The sequence below is a fragment of the Pseudomonas sp. NMI542_15 genome (assembly GCF_021283425.1).
Classification (GTDB): Bacteria; Pseudomonadota; Gammaproteobacteria; order Pseudomonadales; family Pseudomonadaceae; genus Aquipseudomonas; species Aquipseudomonas fortuita.
The window spans coordinates 101,717-118,016 of sequence record NZ_JAJSRO010000001.1; the positions used below are offsets into that span (position 1 = coordinate 101,717).

Sequence of the window (16,300 nt, forward strand, 5' to 3'; positions counted from 1 at the left end):
GTGTCGGGATCGGGCCGCAAGGCGGCCCCGGCGATCTCTGTGTGCGCACCTGGTTTTGCAACCTCTGTGGTAGCGGGCTTGCCCCGCGAACACCGGCACAGCCGGTGCCATGCACCGCGTAAACCCCTTCGCGGGACAAGCCCGCTCCCACAATGGCCAAGGGCCTTATTGGATCCATTCCCATTCGCAAAAACCCCGTGCGTTTCGCTTAAGCTTGAGTACAATCGTCAGCTTTTGCCGGGCCCCCTGTCCCGTCGCTGGAATTCCCAATGCTGACCGGTAGCTACTCCTCTTCACTGGTGTTGATTTCGCTGTGCGTGGCGATTCTGGCGTCCTATACCGCCCTTGACCTGACTGGCCGCATCGCCACCGCCAAGGGCCGGGCTGCCTACCTTTGGATGGGCGGCGGCGGGCTGGCCATGGGCATCGGCGTGTGGTCGATGCACTTCATTGGCATGCTTGCGTTCAGCCTGCCCATCGATCTGGGTTACGACCTTGCCTTGACCGCGTTCTCGCTGTTGATCGCCGTGCTGTCCTCGGGGTTTGCCTTGTGGCTGGTGAGCCAGCCGAGCCTGCCGGGGCTGCAACTGGGGTTCGGCGCACTGATCATGGGGGCCGGTATCGCTTGCATGCACTACACCGGCATGGCGGCGATGCGCATGCTACCGGGCATCGATTACGACCCCACATTGTTCGGCGCCTCGCTGCTGATTGCCATGGGGGCCTCGGCGGCGGCGCTGTGGATCGCCTTCCGTCTGCGCAGGCATACCCCTTATGTGCGGCAGATCCGTGGTCTGGCGGCGGTGGTGATGGGCATTGCGATCGTGGGCATGCATTACACCGGCATGGCGGCGGCGAATTTCCCCGTAGGCAGCTTCTGTGGTGCGCTGGGCGGCGGGCTGCAGGGCGACGGCCTCGTCTATCTGGTGCTGATCACTACCCTGGCGGTGCTGGCGGTGGCCTTGCTGACCTCGGTGCTGGATGCCCGCCTGGAGGCGCGCACAGCCGAGTTGGCCCGTTCGCTGACACTGGCCAACCAGGAACTGACCCAGCTGGCCCTGCACGATACCCTTACAGATCTGCCCAACCGTACCCTGCTGGCCGACCGCATCGAGCAAGCCATCGCCAAGGTGGCGGAGCAGGGCGGCTGTTTTGCCCTGATGTTCATCGACCTGGACGGTTTCAAGCCGGTCAACGATGCCTTTGGCCACCATATAGGTGACCTGCTGCTCAAGGCCGTAGCGGCACGCCTGCGCGGCCACCTGCACAGCCAGGACACCCTGGCGCGCATCGGCGGGGACGAATTCGTGCTGCTGGTAGAGCTGCACGAGCCTGACGATGCCATGGACGTGGCGGTCAAGCAGGTGAATCTGGTGTCGCGGCCATTTCGCGTGGCCGAGCACGACCTGCAACTGTCGGCGAGCCTGGGCATCGTCCTGTACCCCGGCAATGGCCAGGACCAACACGAACTGTTGCGCAATGCCGATGCCGCCATGTACCACGCCAAAAGCGCCGGCAAGAACGGCTACAGCTTCTTTGACGCGTCGATGAACAGCAATGCACGTCAGCAACTTCAACTGCTGCAGGACCTGCGTCAGGCGCTTGAACAACGCCAGTTCCGGTTGCATTACCAGCCCAAGTTCGACGCCCAGGCCTGCCTGCCGATTGGTGCCGAGGCTTTGTTGCGCTGGGAACACCCGCAGCACGGTCTGTTGCTGCCCGACCGCTTCATCGGCTTGGCAGAAAAGACCGGCCTAATCATCCCGATCGGTGAATGGGTGCTTGACGAAGCCTGCCGGCAGATGCGCCATTGGCTGGACCAGGGGCACGCGGGCTGGCGCATGGCGGTGAACCTGTCGGCCATCCAGTTCTGCCATGCAGGGTTGGTCGAGAGTGTGGCCCGGGCCCTGCGGGAGAACGGCCTGCCGGCCAATTGCCTGACCCTGGAAATTACCGAGACCACCGCCATGCACGATGCCGATGCCAGCCTGACCGTGCTGCAACGCCTGTCTGACATGGGTGTGGACCTGTCCATCGATGATTTTGGCACCGGCTACTCCAGCCTGATGTACCTCAAGCGCCTGCCGGCCAACGAGTTGAAGATCGACCGTGGCTTTGTGCGAGACCTGGAGCAGGACAGTGACGATGCAGCGATTGTCTCGGCAATCGTCGCGTTGGGCCAGGCGCTGGGCCTGCGCATCGTTGCCGAAGGGGTGGAAACCGACAGGCAGCAGGACTTCCTGACCCGTCTGGGTTGTGATTCGCTGCAAGGTTATCTGCTAGGGCAGCCGGTACCGGCCGAGCAGTTCATGGCCAAGTTGCAGGCGTTGCACCAGGACAAGAGCGCCGCAGGTTAGCCAGCGCTGCGCAAGGAGAGGGCGGGTATGAACGCGTCCATTTCCGCTTCGACGGCTTCGATGATGCGCTCCACATCGGCTGCGGCCATGATTGCGGCACACGGGATGCCGGCGATGGCCATCAGGGTTTCGCCGGTGGTGCGGTCGAACAGCCGCGCGACCATGCTGCGGGGCGCATCCATGTTGGCTTCGAAGCCCAATGGATGAAAGTGCCAGCGCATCACCTGGCAGGCGTTGGGGAACGTCATCTTGTTCATGCCAGCCTCCTTGTCCGTGCCTGGACGTGGTGAGCAGCCAGCCACACCCATGTGGCTGCCGGGAATGTAAACATAGCAGTTGCTACGGGTGATTCTCGGCTGCAAACATGACAAATGTAGCAATCCATGACTTGGCTCACATCCGTGGGAGCATGCCCATGAGCCAGCTGCGTTCAGGCAAACGTTTACATCGCGCGATAGCAGCGGTTATCCGCGTCAAGCCGTACGTTTTCACGGGGTATCGGCGAAACACTTTTCGGACGAGCGGCAGGCTCACCCCAGCAGCCCGGCCGCGATGTTGATGGTGAACCCTAGGATCGCCGTATTGAACACGAAACCCACCAGCGAATGTGCCAGCACCACCCTGCGCAGTTGCCTGCCGGCAACGCCTACGTCGGAGGTTTGCACGGCCACGCTGATGGTGAACGAGAAGTAGTGAAAGTCCCAATAATCCGGGTTGCGCTCGCCGTCGGCGAAACGTAACGGTGGTTCATGGTTGCGTCCGGTATAGAACAGGCGGGCGTAATGCAGGCTGAAAATACAGCCGATCAGCAGCCAGGAGCCGGCCACGGTCAGGCCGGTGTAGAGGTAGTGCAGGGCCAGTGCCGTGCCCTGCAAGCCTTTGCTGGACACCAGTTGCAGGGTGACCGCGGCGAGGCTGGCGATGGCAGCGATGCACACCGTGAGCAGCACCATGCCTGCGTTTTCGTCTTCGACACGGGCCACCCTGCGGACTTTTTCCGGGCTGGCGCCCCAGGTGAGGTACAGCACCAGCAGCAGGTACAGCCATACGCCGAGGTTCCAGCCGGCGAGGATGTGCTGGACGGTGTCACCGGCGGGGATCAGCCAGGCGCCGACAAGGCCGACTGCGGCGGCGATGCTCAGGCGGGGGTGGGTTCGGGTCAGGCGGTGAAAAGCCATGGGGCCTCATTTACTGGGGGGGTGGCTACTACTCTAGACCGTTTACGCGCTGTCTCTGCTTCACGCGCCTACAAGGGCACGGTGCACATGCTGATTCTTTGATGTCGCCCGTCGCGCGACATTGCAACTCTCAGTACACTGCATGCTCCAACACCAACATCCGTTGAACTCGAGGTTTTTGCATGACGCTCAGTCCTTTGGCAGGCAAGCCGGCTCCGGCAAGTGTGCTGGTCGATATTCCCCGACTGCTCACCGCCTACTATACCGGCCGCCCCGACGCTGCCGTGGCGGCCCAGCGAGTGGCCTTCGGCACCTCAGGGCACCGGGGCACTTCGCTTGAATTGAGTTTCAACGAATACCACGTGCTGGCCATCACCCAGGCCATCTGCCTGTACCGCCAGGAAAAGGGCATCGATGGGCCGCTGTTCATCGGCGCCGACACCCACGCACTGTCGGCGCCGGCCACTGCCAGCGCGCTGGAAGTGCTGGCAGCCAATGGTGTGCAGGTGATGCTGTCCAAGGACGACGAATACACGCCCACCCCGGCCGTATCCCACGCCATTCTTTGCTACAACCGTGGCCGCCAGCAGGGCCTGGCCGACGGCATCGTCATCACCCCGTCGCACAACCCGCCGCAAAGCGGTGGCTTCAAGTACAACCCGCCCAATGGTGGCCCTGCCGACAGCGACGTGACCAAATGGGTCGAGGCCAAGGCCAACGAGTTGCTGGCAGCGAACCTGGCCGGCGTCAAGCGTATGGACCATGCCCAGGCGCTGAAGGCGCCGACTACCCAGCGCCACGACTACGTGAGCAGCTATGTGGCGGACCTGGAAAATGTGATCGACTTCGACGTCATCCGCAGCGCCAAGCTGCGCCTGGGCGTCGACCCGTTGGGCGGGGCAGGGGTGCGCTACTGGTCGGCCATTGCCGAGCATTACAAGCTGGACCTGGAAGTGGTGAACACCGAAGTGGACCCCACCTTCCGCTTCATGACCGTGGACTGGGACGGCCAGATCCGCATGGACCCTTCCTCGCCGTACGCCATGCAGGGCCTGATCGGCCTGCGCGAGCGCTTCGACGTGGCGTTTGCCTGCGATCCGGACCACGACCGCCACGGCATTGTCACCTCGGACGGCCTGCTGCAGCCCAACAACTACCTGGCCGTGGCCATCGACTACCTGTTCCGCCACCGCCCGCAATGGCGCACCGACGCCGCCGTGGGCAAGACCGTGGTGTCCAGCGGCCTGATCGACCGCGTCACCCAGCGCCTGGGCCGTGAGCTGTACGAAGTGCCGGTGGGCTTCAAGTACTTTGCCCAGGGGTTGTTTGACGGCTCGCTTGGCTTTGGCGGCGAAGAGAGTGCCGGTGCGTCGTTCCTGCGCCGTGATGGTTCGGTCTGGGCGACCGACAAGGACGGGCTGATCCCGGCCTTGCTGGCCGCCGAGATGACCGCCCGCACCGGTCGCAACCCGAGCCAGGCCTATGCCGACCTGACTGACGCGCTGGGCAAGCCGTTCGCCACCCGTGTCGAGGCCAAGGCCGATGCGCGGCAGAAGGCGTTGCTGAGCAAGCTGGCGCCGGAGCAGGTGAAATCGACCGAACTGGCCGGTGAGCCAATCGTGCAGATCCTCAGCCACGCACCAGGCAATGGCCAGGCGATTGGCGGGCTGAAGGTGATGACTGCCAACGGCTGGTTCGCCGCGCGGCCGTCGGGCACCGAGGACATCTACAAGATCTACGCCGAAAGCTTCATCGACGAGGCGCACTTGCAGCGCCTGGTACAAGAAGCGCAGGTGTTGGTGGATGCGGCGATTGCCTGACAGGTAACAAACCGCTTGGTGCTGCGGCGTAACGTAAATTAGAATTAATACTGTTTACGCCGCCGCAGGGCCATTCCATGATTGACGTTGCGCCGCCACCGGAGCCTAGCCTGCCTGCCCTGTACCGGGAGCACCGCAGCTGGCTTGAAACCTGGCTACGCCGGCGCCTGGGCAATGCCTGGGATGCCGCCGACCTCAGCCAGGATACCTTCCTGCGGGTGCTGGCCAGTGCACAGCCACTGGCAGACATTCGTGAGCCACGCGCCTACCTGCTCACGGTGGGCAAGCGGCTGCTGAGCAACTTCCACCAGCGGCGCAGCCTGGAGCGGGCCTACCTTGATGCCTTGGCGCATCTGCCCGAGCAGCACGTGCCCTCGCCCGAGCAGCGCTGGCTGTTACTGGAAACCCTGCAAGCCCTGGATGAGCTGCTTGATGGCCTGAAGGCGCCGGTCCGCAAGGCTTTTCTCTGGAGCCAGCTCGAAGGCCTGGGTTATGCCGAGATCGGCACGCGCCTGGGCGTGTGCGAGCGCTCCGTCAAACGCTACATGGCGCAGGCTTACGAACATTGCCTGCTGGCCGAGTTGCAATGACCACCCACTCCCCCGAAACCCGTGAAGCGGTGCGTGCTGCCGCCCGCTGGCTGGCGTTGCTGGATTCTGGCGACGCCAGCGAGACTGATTTGCTGCGCCTGGCACAGTGGCGGGCCAGCAACAGCCTGCACGAACACGCCTGGCAAAAGGCATCACTGCTGCGCGAGCGTTTTTCCGGGTTGCCCGGGGCGTTGGCCATGGCCACCCTCGACCGCCCGGACGCCGGCCGCCGCGCGCTGCTCAAGCAAGCCCTGGGTGTAGCGGCGCTGCTACCGGCCGCCTGGCTGGCAAGCCGGGAGCTGCCGCTGGAGGCCTGGACGGCCGACATGCGCACAGGGGTAGGGGAGCGCCGGCAGGTGCTGCTGAGCGATGGCACCTTTGTACAGCTGAACACCGACAGTGCGGTGGATATCGACCTGCGCGCGCGCCGGCTGGCGCTGTTGCGCGGCGAAGTGGCGCTCAGGGTACCCGATAGCCTGAGCCTGGCCGTGCAGGTGCCTTACGGGCAGGTTGCACTCAGCGCTGGCGACTTCAATGCAGGTGAAGTGTGCTTGCGCCTGGTCGATGAGGCCTGCCGGGTTTCAGTGGTCAAGGGGCTGGCCAGCCTGCAGCCACTGCGTGGCGCGGCCCAGGTGCTGCAGGCCGGGCAGCAGGCCAGTTTGCAGGTGGCTGGCGTCGGCCCGGTTACCGCCCTGGACGAATGGCTGCTGGGCTGGCGCGAAGGCGTGCTGCGCCTGGATGACCGCCCCTTGGGCGAGCTGTTGCATGAACTGCGACGGTACCGCCCCGGTGTGCTGCGCTGGGCCCCGGAACTGGAACAGCTCAGGGTCACCGGCACTTTCCGCCTTGACGATACTGATCGGGTGCTGGCCTTGCTTGCCGCCAGCCTGCCGTTGCAGGTACAGGCACGCACGCGTTTTTGGGTGAGCCTAGTTGGGCGAGAAAATCGTGCATGAGGCTGTCCCCTTTTTTTCACTCGCCGGTCATTACCGGTAGAAGAAACTAAAGGGGAGCCTTGTTCAATGCCTGCAGTAATGTCTTGCCGCTTGCGCCCACTGGTGCGCGCAGTGCGTCCGTTGTTTGCCATGAGCCTGTTGTTGTCTGCACCCACCTGGGCTGATGAGGCGGAGCGACGTGCCTATCAGGTACCGGCCGCCAGCCTGGGCGCCGCGCTTACCCGGTTTGCCGACCAGGCCGGCGTCAGCCTATCGCTGGACCCGGCACTGGTCCAGGGCCGGCAGAGCAATGGCCTGTCGGGTCGCTACAGTGTCGAAGAAGGGTTCTTGCAGCTGCTGAGTGGCAGCGGCCTGCAATTGCTGCCCGTGGGGGAGGGCGCTTTCACTCTGGTACCGGCACCCCAGGCGGGTGGCGCGCTGGAAATTGCCCCTACCAGCATTGTCGGCGGCCTGGCGGCAGCCGGTGAAGCACAGCCATATGCCGGTGGGCAGGTTGCGCGCCAAGGTGCACAGGGCCTGCTTGGCGCACGCGATTTCATGGAAACCCCGTTCAGCATCACCAGTTACACCCACGAGCTGGTGAAGAACCAGCAAGCGCGCACCTTGGGCGAGCTCATCGCCAGCGACCCCTCGGTGCGGGCCACCAACCCGGCGGGTGGGCGTTTCGAGCAGTTCACCATTCGCGGCTTCAGCCTGTTCAACAGTGACGTGGCGTACAACGGCCTGTACGGCATCTTGCCGACCTACTCGATCGACATGGAAATGGCCGACCGGGTCGACATCATCAAAGGCCCCAGCCAGTTGATCAACGGCATTTCGCCGCGTGGCAGCGTGGGCGGCGGTATCAACGTGCAGCCCAAGCGGGCCGGCGACAAGCCGATCACCGAGTTCACCGGCAGCTACGCGTCGGCTGGTCAGGCAGGCGGCGCGGTGGACGTTGGTCGGCGCTTTGGCGAAGGCCAGCAGTTTGGCGTGCGCTTCAACGGTGTGAAGCAGTCGGGTGATACCGAATGGGACCACCAGCGCGTCGAGCGCGAGATGGCGGTGCTGGGCCTGGATTTTCGTGGCGAGCGCCTGCGGTTGTCGGCAGACCTCGGCCACACCCAGCGTGACACCGATGCGCCGCAAGAGCGTGTGCTGGTCGGTGCCAACGCCAGAGTGCCGGATGCCAACGATGTACGGCGCAACTATGCCCAGGCCTGGAGCAAGGCGCGCACCAACGACACCTTTGGCGCACTGCATGCCGAGTACGACGTCAGCGAGTCGCTGCTGGCGTATGGTGCAGTCGGCGCGCGCAAAAGCAACCATGACTTCCTGCGGCACAACGTGTCCATCACCAACGATGCCGGCGACTTCAGCGTGCAGCCTCGGGATTTTACCCGCGATGAAACGGTGCGCACCGCCATGGCGGGTGTGCGCAACTGGTTCCACACCGGGCCTGTCAGCCACGAGCTGAACCTGGCCGCCACCTACTTCTACATGGACTTCACCAACGGCGGCGCCCGCTATGCTTCGGCGCCCAGTAACCTCTACAACCCGATAGCGACGCCGACACCGGGTACGCCGACGCGCATCGATCCAGAGGTCTACACCGAGAACCGCTTCTCCGGCGTGGCGCTGGCCGACACCCTCGGGTTTTTCGATGACCGCCTGCTGCTGACCCTGGGGGCGCGCTGGCAGCGGGTGCAAGTGGATGACTGGAGCGACGGCGTCAAAGGCGACACCGCCTACGATGAAGAAAAGGTCTCGCCTTCTGGGGGCGTGTTGCTCAAAGTCACCGATCAGCTGTCGCTGTACGCCAACTACATGGAAGGCCTGAGCCAAGGCAAGATCGCACCGTCGACCTCGATCAACGAAGACCAGATCTTCCCGCCTTTCACCAGCCGCCAGGTCGAGGTAGGGGCCAAGTACGACCTGGGCCAGGTCGCCTTTACCGCCAGTGCCTTCCGCATCCGCCAGCCGGCGTACGAAACCAACGCCACTTCGCGGGTGTTCGGCCCCAATGGCAAGCGTGACAACCGCGGTATCGAGTTGAGCGTGTTCGGTGAACCCATGCAAGGGGTGCGGGTGCTGGGCGGGGTGATGTACATCGACAGCGAGCTGACCGATACCGTGGGTGGCGCCGTTGATGGCAACCGCGCGCCGGCCACCCCCGAGTACAACGTCAACCTCGGCGCCGAATGGGATGTGCCGGGGGTGCACGGCCTGACCCTGACGGCGCGGGGCATTCACTCCAGCTCGCAATACCTGGACCAGAACAACAGCAAGCAGATCGATGGCTGGGAGCGTTACGACCTGGGGGCGCGTTATGCCTTCAACGTGGACGCTACCGAGGTTACCTTGCGGGCCAGTGTCGAGAACGTGCTGGATGATCGCTACTGGAGCTCGGCCGGGGCCTCGGATGACAGTGAACCGGGGCTGACCCTTTCCACGCCGCGGACCTACCTGCTATCGGCAACCGTAGGTTTCTAGCTCAAACAGCCGGGGCCGCAAAGCGGCCCCAATGGACTGATCAGCCTACATCGCCCGCCCAAGCTTTTGCGCCTGGCCCTGCAACACGCGCATCAGGTGCATCGCGGCATGCGACGGCGGCTCGAAGCGCGAATAGACAAAGCTGATGTCGAAGTGAATTTCGTCCGCCAGCGGCACCACCGCCAGGCCGCTGTCCTGCGCCACGAATTCGTCGATCACGCTGATGCCCATGCCTTGCTTGACCAGCGCCACCGCCTCGTTGGCATTGGTAAACGACAACAGCGACGGCAACTGCACGCCGTGCCGCTCGATGTGCCCGGCCAGCAGTTTGCCAAAGGGCATGTCGGGCCTGAACAGCAGCAGCGCATGGCCTTCCAGTTGCTGCAAGGTCAGCGAGGTATGCCTGGCCAAAGCGTGATCGGGTGGCATCACCACCACCATACGCCCGCGCATGAAGGCCTGCGAATGCAGGTGATCGTGTACCACGGGCAGGGCGGCAATCGACAGGTCGACCTTTTTCGACAGGATCTGGTTGGGCATCTCGCCCATCAGCGAGGTTTGCCACTCGATGTTCAGCGAAGGTGCCTCCCGTTTGAGTTGGGCCAGGGCAATCGGGATCACCACTGTGGACAGCGAAGCGCTGCACGAGATGCGCAGCTTGCGGTGGCCGCCTGCGCCCAGTGACAGGGCGCATTCGTTAACCTCCAGCGCCGCCTGGTACACCCGCTCGACTTCACGGAACAGCACCTGCGCCTCGGCCGTGGGCACCAGGCGGTTGTTGATGCGCTCGAACAGGCGGTAGGTCAAACGCCCCTCTATGTACTGGATCAGCTTGCTGACAGCTGGCTGCGATACGTACAGCAGCTTGGCCGCCGCGCTGATCGAGCCGGTCAGCATCACCGCACGGAACACTTCCATGTGCCGCAGTTTGAACAGCATGGGGCTCGTGTCTGCGCCTTCGTTGCCAAGCAGCATATGTATTACCTTCGGTTATGGTATTGGCCATCTGGGTATGAGCGTCAAACCCGGCCACGCAGTATCTTGAGCCCAGCCAAATCGCCTTGCGGCGCACAATAACAAGATCTGAAGGCCAGTGCAGTGGCGCTTGCCGGGAGTGTTGCGTGAACATCTTTGATGAACCGAAGATCGATTGCCATAACCATTTGTTTGATCCCGCCCGTTTCCCTTACCACCCCGACGCACCCTATGCGCCCTCCGGGCAGGAAGTCGCCACCCAGGAACAGTTCACCCAGGTGATGGATGCCTACGGCGTGCAACATGCCTTGCTGGTAGGCCCCAACAGTGGCTACCACACCGACAACCGCTGCCTGTTGCATGCCTTGGCCACCGGGCAGGGGCGGTTCAAAGGCGTGGCCGTGGTCGAGGCGGGTATCCACCTCGATGCCCTGGCTGCGCTGCAGGCGCAGGGCGTGGTCGGCATCGCCTTCAACCCCGCGCTTTACGGGGTAGCCAGCCTCAAGGACGTTGACGGGCTGTTCGGCAAGCTTGCCGAGCTCGGTCTGTTCGCCCAGGTGCAGGTATGCGATGACCAGCTGCTTGAACTGCGCCGCCTGCTCGAGGGCTCACGTGCACGCTTGCTGATCGACCACTGCGGTCGGCCGGACGTGGCGGCCGGCGTGCAGCAACCGGGCTTTCAGGCGTTGTTGCAACTGGCTGACAGTGGCCGCGCCAGTGTCAAGCTGTCAGGCATGCAGAAGTTCGCTGCAAGTGAGGCGTTGCTGGAGCAAAGCAGCGCCTACGTGCACGCCCTGCTCGAAGCCTTTGGTGCGGATGCCTGCGTATGGGGCTCGGACTGGCCGTTCATCCGCCAACGCTCGCGGGTGGACTACGGCCCGCTGCTGAAACTGGCCGAGCGCCTGATGCCGGATGCCCGGCTGCGCCGCACGGTGATGTGGGACACCCCCCGACGCTTGTTCGGGTTCGCCTAGAACCTGGTTTTTGCCATTCCAATAACAAGAGAGCAACCGTCATGAACACTGAACAGAACGCCAGCCTTGGGGTGTTTGACACCCCGGCACGCGCGCAGCAACGCACCCGCACCCGCTTCATGATTCTGGCGCTGATTTCGGGCGGCACCATGATCAACTACCTCGACCGCAGCGTGATGGGCATTGCCGCGCCCAGCATCAGTGCCGACCTGGGCCTGAACGCGGCAATGATGGGGGTGATCTTTTCTGCCTTCTCGTGGACCTACGCCGCCGCGCAGATCCCGGGTGGCATCCTCATCGACCGGCTGGGCACCAAGCTCACCTATTGGCTGGCGCTGACGCTGTGGTCGCTGTTCACCGGCCTGCAAGGGCTGGCGCAGGGCTTTATGTCGTTGCTGGGCATGCGCTTTCTGGTGGGCATGACCGAAGCACCGTGCTTCCCTACCAACAGCCGGGTGGTGGCTACCTGGTTCCCGCAGAGTGAGCGGGCCCGGGCGACGGGTATCTACACCTTTGCCGAATACACCGGGCTGGCGTTCCTGACGCCGCTGCTGTTCTGGGTGCTGCACGCCTATGGCTGGCGCTTTCTGCTGCTGGCCGTGGGCCTGGTGGGCATCCTCTATGGCCTGGTGTGGTGGCGCAAGTACCATGAACCACACGAGTCGACCACCGCCAACCAGGCCGAACTTGACTACATCGCCGCCGGTGGCGGGGTGGTCGATGGCGGGCAGAAAGCCACCTCGTTCCGCTGGTCGCAGATCCCGGCGCTGCTCAAGCACCGCAACATGCTGGGCATCTGCCTGGGGCAGTTCGCCTGCAACTCCACCAACGTGTTCTTCCTGACCTGGTTCCCCACCTATCTGGTGACCGAGCGGCACATGCCCTGGCTCAAGGTCGGCTGGGTGGCGGTGCTGCCGTTCATTGCCGCTTCGCTGGGCACACTGGTCGGCGGATGGCTGTCGGACGCCTTGCTACGCCGTGGCTACTCGCTGAACGTAGCGCGCAAGCTGCCAGTCATCGCCGGGTTGCTTACCGCCTCGGTGATCGTGCTGGCCAACTACGTCGAGTCCGACGCGCTGGTCATCACCATCCTGTGCATCGCCTATTTCGCCCAGGGCATGTCGGCGCTGGCCTGGATGATCGTGTCCGATATCGCCCCCAAAGGTTTGCTGGGCCTCAGTGGTGGGCTGTTCAACCTGTTTGCCAACGCGGCGGGCATTGTGACACCCCTGACCATCGGCATCATCGTTTCGCTGACCGGCTCGTTCGTGTGGGCCCTGGCGTTCGTGTCGTCGATCACCGTGCTGGGGGCGCTGTGCTACCTGTTCATGGTCAGCGACCTGCGTCGCTTGCCGGAAATTCCTTCTGAAGAAAATGGAGCTAAACAATGAGCCAGTACCTGCAAGGCCAGACCGCAATCGTGACCGGTGGCATGCGTGGCATCGGCCTGGCGATCGCCCAGCGCCTGCATGCCGCCGGCGCGCAGGTGGTGATATGGGACCTCGCGGTCGATGGCTGGGACAGCGTCGAAAACGGCTTTGAGCCGGTGCTGCGCCAGCCGGTCGATGTGTCGTCGCTGGCCTCGGTGGAGGCGGCTTTCGCCGAGACGCTGGCACGCTTGGGGCAAGTGCAGATCCTGGTCAACAATGCCGGCATCAACGGCCCGGTGGTGGCGTCGTGGGAGTACCCGCCAGAGGCCTGGGACAAGGTCATCGCCATCGACCTGAACGGTGTGTTCTATTGCTGCCGCACCGCCATCCCGCACATGCGTGAGCGCGGTTACGGGCGCATCGTCAACATCGCCTCCATGGCCGGCAAGGATGGCGTGCAGTACATCTCGGCCTATTCGGCCGCCAAAGCCGGTGTCATCGCCTTCACCAAGGCAGCGGCCAAGGAACTGGCCCAGGACGGGGTACTGCTCAACTGCGTGGCACCGGCCATGGTCGAGACGCCGCTGATGGCCGAGATGACGGCGGAACACATCGCCGCGAGCAAGGCCAAGATCCCCATGGGGCGCTTCCTCAAGGCCGAGGAGATCGCCAACATGGTCAGCTGGATTGCCGGGCCCGAGTGCAGCTTTACCACCGGTTTTGTATTCGACCTCAGTGGTGGGAGGGCGACCTATTGACTGGCCTGGGCGTGGCGCACCTGACGGCGCTGGAGCTGGCGCCGGCGCGGCTGGTACGCGAGGCGCGCCACGCCGGATTCAGTGCGGTGGGGCTGCGCCTGCACCCGGTAATGGCGGGTGCGTTGACCTACCCGGTTGCCGCCGGTAGCCAGGCAATGCGTGAGCTGCGGGCGGTGCTGGCAGGGGAAGGCGTACGTGTGAGGGACATCGAGTTCGTGTCGTTGACGGCGCAAACCCGGGTTGCCGATTACCAGGCGCTGTTGGCCGCCGGTGCCGAACTGGGCGCGTTGAGCCTGACAGTGTCCGGCGACGACGAGGATGTTGCGCGGCTGACCGGGAACTTTGCAGCGCTGTGTGAAATGGCGCGGGACCATGGCCTGCGTGTGGACCTTGAGTTCATGCGCTGGCGCCCGGTGGCGACTGTGCAGCAGGCGTGTGCGGTGGTGACGGGGGCGGGGCAGGCCAACAGTGGCGTGCTGGTGGATGCGTTGCACCTGTTCCGCTCCGGTGGCCAGGTGGCCGACATCGCCGCAGTCGACCCGCGTTTGCTGCGTGCGGTGCAACTGTGCGATGCACCGATGCTGGCGCCCGCAGAAGCGCTGATCATCCCCGAGGCGCGCGAAGGCCGTTTGCTGCCGGGCCAAGGGCAACTGCCGCTGGCAGCGTTGCTGGCGGCGTTGCCGGGGGACGTGGACATCAGTGTGGAGGTACCGTGCGCCGGCTTGCCCCCCGAGCATCGGCTGCAAGCGGCAGCACAGGTAACCCACGCCTGGCTGCACGGCAGGCGACAACTGTCACCCGCTGTGCAGGTTGCTGGTCACTCCTGATCCGGTACCACGGCAATCACGTCGATCTCCATCAGCCACTCGGCCTGGGCCAACCCGGCAACCACCAGCCCGGTGGAGATCGGGAATACGCTCTTCAGCCACTTGCCCACTTCCTTGTACACCGGCTCGCGGAAACGTGGGTCGGTGATATAGGTGGTGGTCTTGACGATGTGTGACAGGTCGGAGCCTGCTTCTTCAAGCAATTGCTTGACGTTCTTCATGGCTTGCTCGGTCTGTGCCTGAGGGTTACCCAGGCCCACCAGTTTGCCTTCGAAGTCGGTACCGACCTGACCGCGCACGTAGATGGTATTGCCGGCCCGCACGGCCTGGCACAGGTCGTTGTCCAGGGTCTGGTTGGGGTAAGTTTCCTTGGTGTTGAACATGCGGATGCGAGTATGGGTAGGCATCAGTGGGCTCCGAAGGTGCTGACGTTGCTGATCGTGTTGGCTTGCTGCTCATCCGCCTCGCGCTGTTCGCGGTCGCGGTAGGCCAGGTAGGTGCGTTGCGTGGCAATGTGGCCGGCGACGTGCTTGGCGTCGTGCCACACGCCCCAGATGAACGAAGAGCCACGGCGCGACAACCACGGCAGGCCCAGGAAGTACACACCAGGTTCGCGGCCCACGCCGCGCTGATGCTGGGGCTTGCCGTTGGCATCGAAGGTGTCCACCTGCAGCCAGCTGAAGTCCACGCCGTAACCAGTGGCCCAGATGATGCTGGTAACGCCGGCGTTGGCCAGGTCCAGTTCGCGCAGCGGGTTGCTCATGCAGGCTGGGTCGGCCAGGCGTGTGCGGGCTTCGGGTTCTTCAGGCAGGTCCAGGCCGTTGCTTTCGATGTAGGCATCGGCGGCATCCAGCAGGGCCAGGTAGTTTTCATCGCCGCGGTTGATGTTCTCGACCAGGTTGTCCTGGAAGCGCGCCACGCCGTTTTCGAACGACTGGGTAAGGCCGACCAGGGTCATGCCTTGATGGGCGAGGGCGCGGAAGTCCACGGTGTGGCCGCCGCGGGCGCCGCTGACGGCGATGGTCACGTGCTCGCGACCGGGCTTGGCGATTTCTGCGTCCCACTCACCCAGCACACCCAGCCACCAGCAGAAATCGCGGTTGCGGTAGGCCCGTGGCGGGCGGTCGTGGGCACCGACCGACAGGTACACCTGGCGGCCTGCGCGCATCAGTTCTTCGGCAATCTGCACGCCGGAGGAGCCGGCACCGACCACCAGCACAGCGCCCTCAGGCAACTGCTCGGGGTTGAAGTAGGCGGCGGAGTGGATCTGGTGCAGGTTGCTGTCTTTCGGTGCGATGGCCGGGATCACCGGTTTCTGGAACGGACCCGTGGCGGCGACCACACGGTTGGCGCGAATCACCCCTTCATTGGTTTCGATGGTGAAGCCTGGGCGGTCGCTGTTGCGCACCACGCGCTTCACTTCGATGCCGGTGCGCACTGGCAGGTTGTACTTGCGTACGTACTGCTCGAAGTAGTCGGCCACCTGGTCCTTGCCTGCGAAAGCGTCGGCGTCGAGGTTGAATTCCAGGCCCGGGAAGCGGTCGTGCCAGACCGGGCCGTTGGCCACCAGCGAGTCCCAGCGGCCAGTACGCCAGGCCTCGGCGATGCGGTTGCGCTCCAGCACCAGGTGCGGCACGCCAAGCTTGTTCAGGTGTTCGCTCATGGCCACGCCGGCCTGACCGGCGCCGACGACGAGCGTATCGATTTCGAGGTTGTTCAGTGTCATGTCCGAGCCCTTGTTCAGGCGGTTTTTGTAAGGTCGGTTTGGAGGACCGCCGTTGCCTGGAGCCAGACTAGGGATGCTGCACGAATGGCGAAAATAGTATTTAGCTGGTGCTTGCCGATAAAACGGCGAAGGCCTTGGATTTTGTGGCGTGTAGTGTGTGTTGGCCCAGTGCATGTCCTGGTTTATGGGGGGTGCAGGAATCGAGCGCCGCGCGACCTCAGCCACAGCACAGTTTTTTCCTGCCTAACCCCTCGGAAAATGTTGGTTTCGTGGTCTAGAAGGTTGCGCCCAGAATGC

14 protein-coding genes are annotated in these 16,300 nt (G+C 63.9%); 9 read left to right on the top strand and 5 right to left on the bottom strand.

Annotated elements, in window-relative coordinates; genetic code table 11:
- Positions 1-269: 269 nt before the first annotated feature.
- Positions 270-2,357 carry a putative bifunctional diguanylate cyclase/phosphodiesterase gene (locus LU684_RS00430; protein ID WP_232893998.1) on the top strand — a complete coding sequence of 696 codons (2,088 nt, stop codon included), beginning with the start codon at positions 270-272 and terminating at the stop codon, positions 2,355-2,357.
- Here LU684_RS00430 and LU684_RS00435 read toward each other — a convergent pair.
- Together LU684_RS00435 and LU684_RS00440 are read right to left on the bottom strand one after the other, a co-directional pair.
- Positions 2,354-2,614 carry a DUF1652 domain-containing protein gene (locus LU684_RS00435; protein WP_016487448.1) on the bottom strand — a complete coding sequence of 87 codons (261 nt, stop codon included), beginning with the start codon at positions 2,612-2,614 and terminating at the stop codon, positions 2,354-2,356. The genes LU684_RS00430 and LU684_RS00435 overlap by 4 nt on opposite strands.
- Before the next feature lie 273 nt (positions 2,615-2,887).
- Complete coding sequence (locus LU684_RS00440) at positions 2,888-3,535, bottom strand: DUF1345 domain-containing protein (protein WP_016487447.1); 648 nt, start codon at positions 3,533-3,535, stop codon at positions 2,888-2,890.
- 182 nt (positions 3,536-3,717) lie between these two features.
- Here LU684_RS00440 and pgm point away from each other — a divergent pair, with 182 nt between their 5' ends.
- From pgm to LU684_RS00460, 4 genes are all read left to right on the top strand, one after another.
- Positions 3,718-5,355, top strand: coding sequence for a phosphoglucomutase (alpha-D-glucose-1,6-bisphosphate-dependent) (gene pgm / locus LU684_RS00445; RefSeq protein ID WP_232893999.1), 1,638 nt, complete (start codon positions 3,718-3,720; stop codon positions 5,353-5,355).
- A gap of 77 nt (positions 5,356-5,432) precedes the next feature.
- A complete protein-coding gene (locus LU684_RS00450; RefSeq protein WP_016487445.1) occupies positions 5,433-5,945 on the top strand; it encodes a sigma-70 family RNA polymerase sigma factor in 513 nt (170 codons plus the stop codon).
- Complete coding sequence (locus LU684_RS00455) at positions 5,942-6,901, top strand: FecR domain-containing protein (protein WP_232894000.1); 960 nt, start codon at positions 5,942-5,944, stop codon at positions 6,899-6,901. The genes LU684_RS00450 and LU684_RS00455 overlap by 4 nt, the downstream gene beginning before the upstream one ends.
- 66 nt (positions 6,902-6,967) lie before the next feature.
- Positions 6,968-9,373, top strand: coding sequence for a TonB-dependent receptor (locus tag LU684_RS00460; RefSeq protein ID WP_232894001.1), 2,406 nt, complete (start codon positions 6,968-6,970; stop codon positions 9,371-9,373).
- Between the two features lie 45 nt (positions 9,374-9,418).
- Here the strand turns inward: LU684_RS00460 and LU684_RS00465 are convergent, their stop codons facing one another.
- Positions 9,419-10,348, bottom strand: coding sequence for a LysR family transcriptional regulator (locus tag LU684_RS00465; RefSeq protein WP_102688773.1), 930 nt, complete (start codon positions 10,346-10,348; stop codon positions 9,419-9,421).
- 146 nt (positions 10,349-10,494) lie between these two features.
- Here LU684_RS00465 and LU684_RS00470 point away from each other — a divergent pair, with 146 nt between their 5' ends.
- Genes LU684_RS00470 through LU684_RS00485 form a run of 4 tightly spaced genes read left to right on the top strand, consistent with a single transcriptional unit; the run spans position 10,495 to position 14,277 of the window.
- Positions 10,495-11,322 (top strand): amidohydrolase family protein, encoded by an 828-nt coding sequence (locus LU684_RS00470; protein ID WP_023049345.1) that lies wholly within the window; start codon positions 10,495-10,497, stop codon positions 11,320-11,322.
- A gap of 41 nt (positions 11,323-11,363) precedes the next feature.
- Entirely contained in the window at positions 11,364-12,713 is a 1,350-nt protein-coding gene (locus tag LU684_RS00475; protein ID WP_016487440.1) for an MFS transporter, read from the top strand.
- Entirely contained in the window at positions 12,710-13,450 is a 741-nt protein-coding gene (locus LU684_RS00480) for an SDR family NAD(P)-dependent oxidoreductase (protein WP_016487439.1), read from the top strand. The genes LU684_RS00475 and LU684_RS00480 overlap by 4 nt, the downstream gene beginning before the upstream one ends.
- Positions 13,447-14,277 carry a sugar phosphate isomerase/epimerase family protein gene (locus LU684_RS00485; RefSeq protein ID WP_095115157.1) on the top strand — a complete coding sequence of 277 codons (831 nt, stop codon included), beginning with the start codon at positions 13,447-13,449 and terminating at the stop codon, positions 14,275-14,277. Before LU684_RS00480 ends, LU684_RS00485 begins: the two co-directional genes overlap by 4 nt.
- On the opposite strand, the gene LU684_RS00490 is transcribed toward LU684_RS00485, so the two are convergent.
- The gene (locus LU684_RS00490) at positions 14,268-14,684 is read right to left on the bottom strand and encodes a RidA family protein (protein WP_232894002.1); all 417 of its coding nucleotides are present in this window, start codon (positions 14,682-14,684) and stop codon (positions 14,268-14,270) included. The two genes, LU684_RS00485 and LU684_RS00490, sit on opposite strands and share 10 nt — an antisense overlap.
- Positions 14,684-16,003, bottom strand: a complete 1,320-nt coding sequence (locus LU684_RS00495; RefSeq protein WP_016487437.1) for a flavin-containing monooxygenase — start codon at positions 16,001-16,003, stop codon at positions 14,684-14,686. Before LU684_RS00495 ends, LU684_RS00490 begins: the two co-directional genes overlap by 1 nt.
- Positions 16,004-16,300: the final 297 nt, after the last annotated feature.

Coding starts and splice junctions, on each gene's coding strand:
- LU684_RS00495 (WP_016487437.1), bottom strand. CDS start 16,003: ATGACACTGAACAACCTCGAAATCGATACGCTCGTCGTCGGCGCCGGT.
- LU684_RS00440 (WP_016487447.1), bottom strand. CDS start 3,535: ATGGCTTTTCACCGCCTGACCCGAACCCACCCCCGCCTGAGCATCGCC.
- LU684_RS00450 (WP_016487445.1), top strand. CDS start 5,433: ATGATTGACGTTGCGCCGCCACCGGAGCCTAGCCTGCCTGCCCTGTAC.
- LU684_RS00480 (WP_016487439.1), top strand. CDS start 12,710: ATGAGCCAGTACCTGCAAGGCCAGACCGCAATCGTGACCGGTGGCATG.
- LU684_RS00460 (WP_232894001.1), top strand. CDS start 6,968: ATGCCTGCAGTAATGTCTTGCCGCTTGCGCCCACTGGTGCGCGCAGTG.
- LU684_RS00430 (WP_232893998.1), top strand. CDS start 270: ATGCTGACCGGTAGCTACTCCTCTTCACTGGTGTTGATTTCGCTGTGC.
- LU684_RS00435 (WP_016487448.1), bottom strand. CDS start 2,614: ATGAACAAGATGACGTTCCCCAACGCCTGCCAGGTGATGCGCTGGCAC.
- LU684_RS00465 (WP_102688773.1), bottom strand. CDS start 10,348: ATGCTGCTTGGCAACGAAGGCGCAGACACGAGCCCCATGCTGTTCAAA.
- LU684_RS00490 (WP_232894002.1), bottom strand. CDS start 14,684: ATGCCTACCCATACTCGCATCCGCATGTTCAACACCAAGGAAACTTAC.
- LU684_RS00455 (WP_232894000.1), top strand. CDS start 5,942: ATGACCACCCACTCCCCCGAAACCCGTGAAGCGGTGCGTGCTGCCGCC.
- pgm (WP_232893999.1), top strand. CDS start 3,718: ATGACGCTCAGTCCTTTGGCAGGCAAGCCGGCTCCGGCAAGTGTGCTG.
- LU684_RS00475 (WP_016487440.1), top strand. CDS start 11,364: ATGAACACTGAACAGAACGCCAGCCTTGGGGTGTTTGACACCCCGGCA.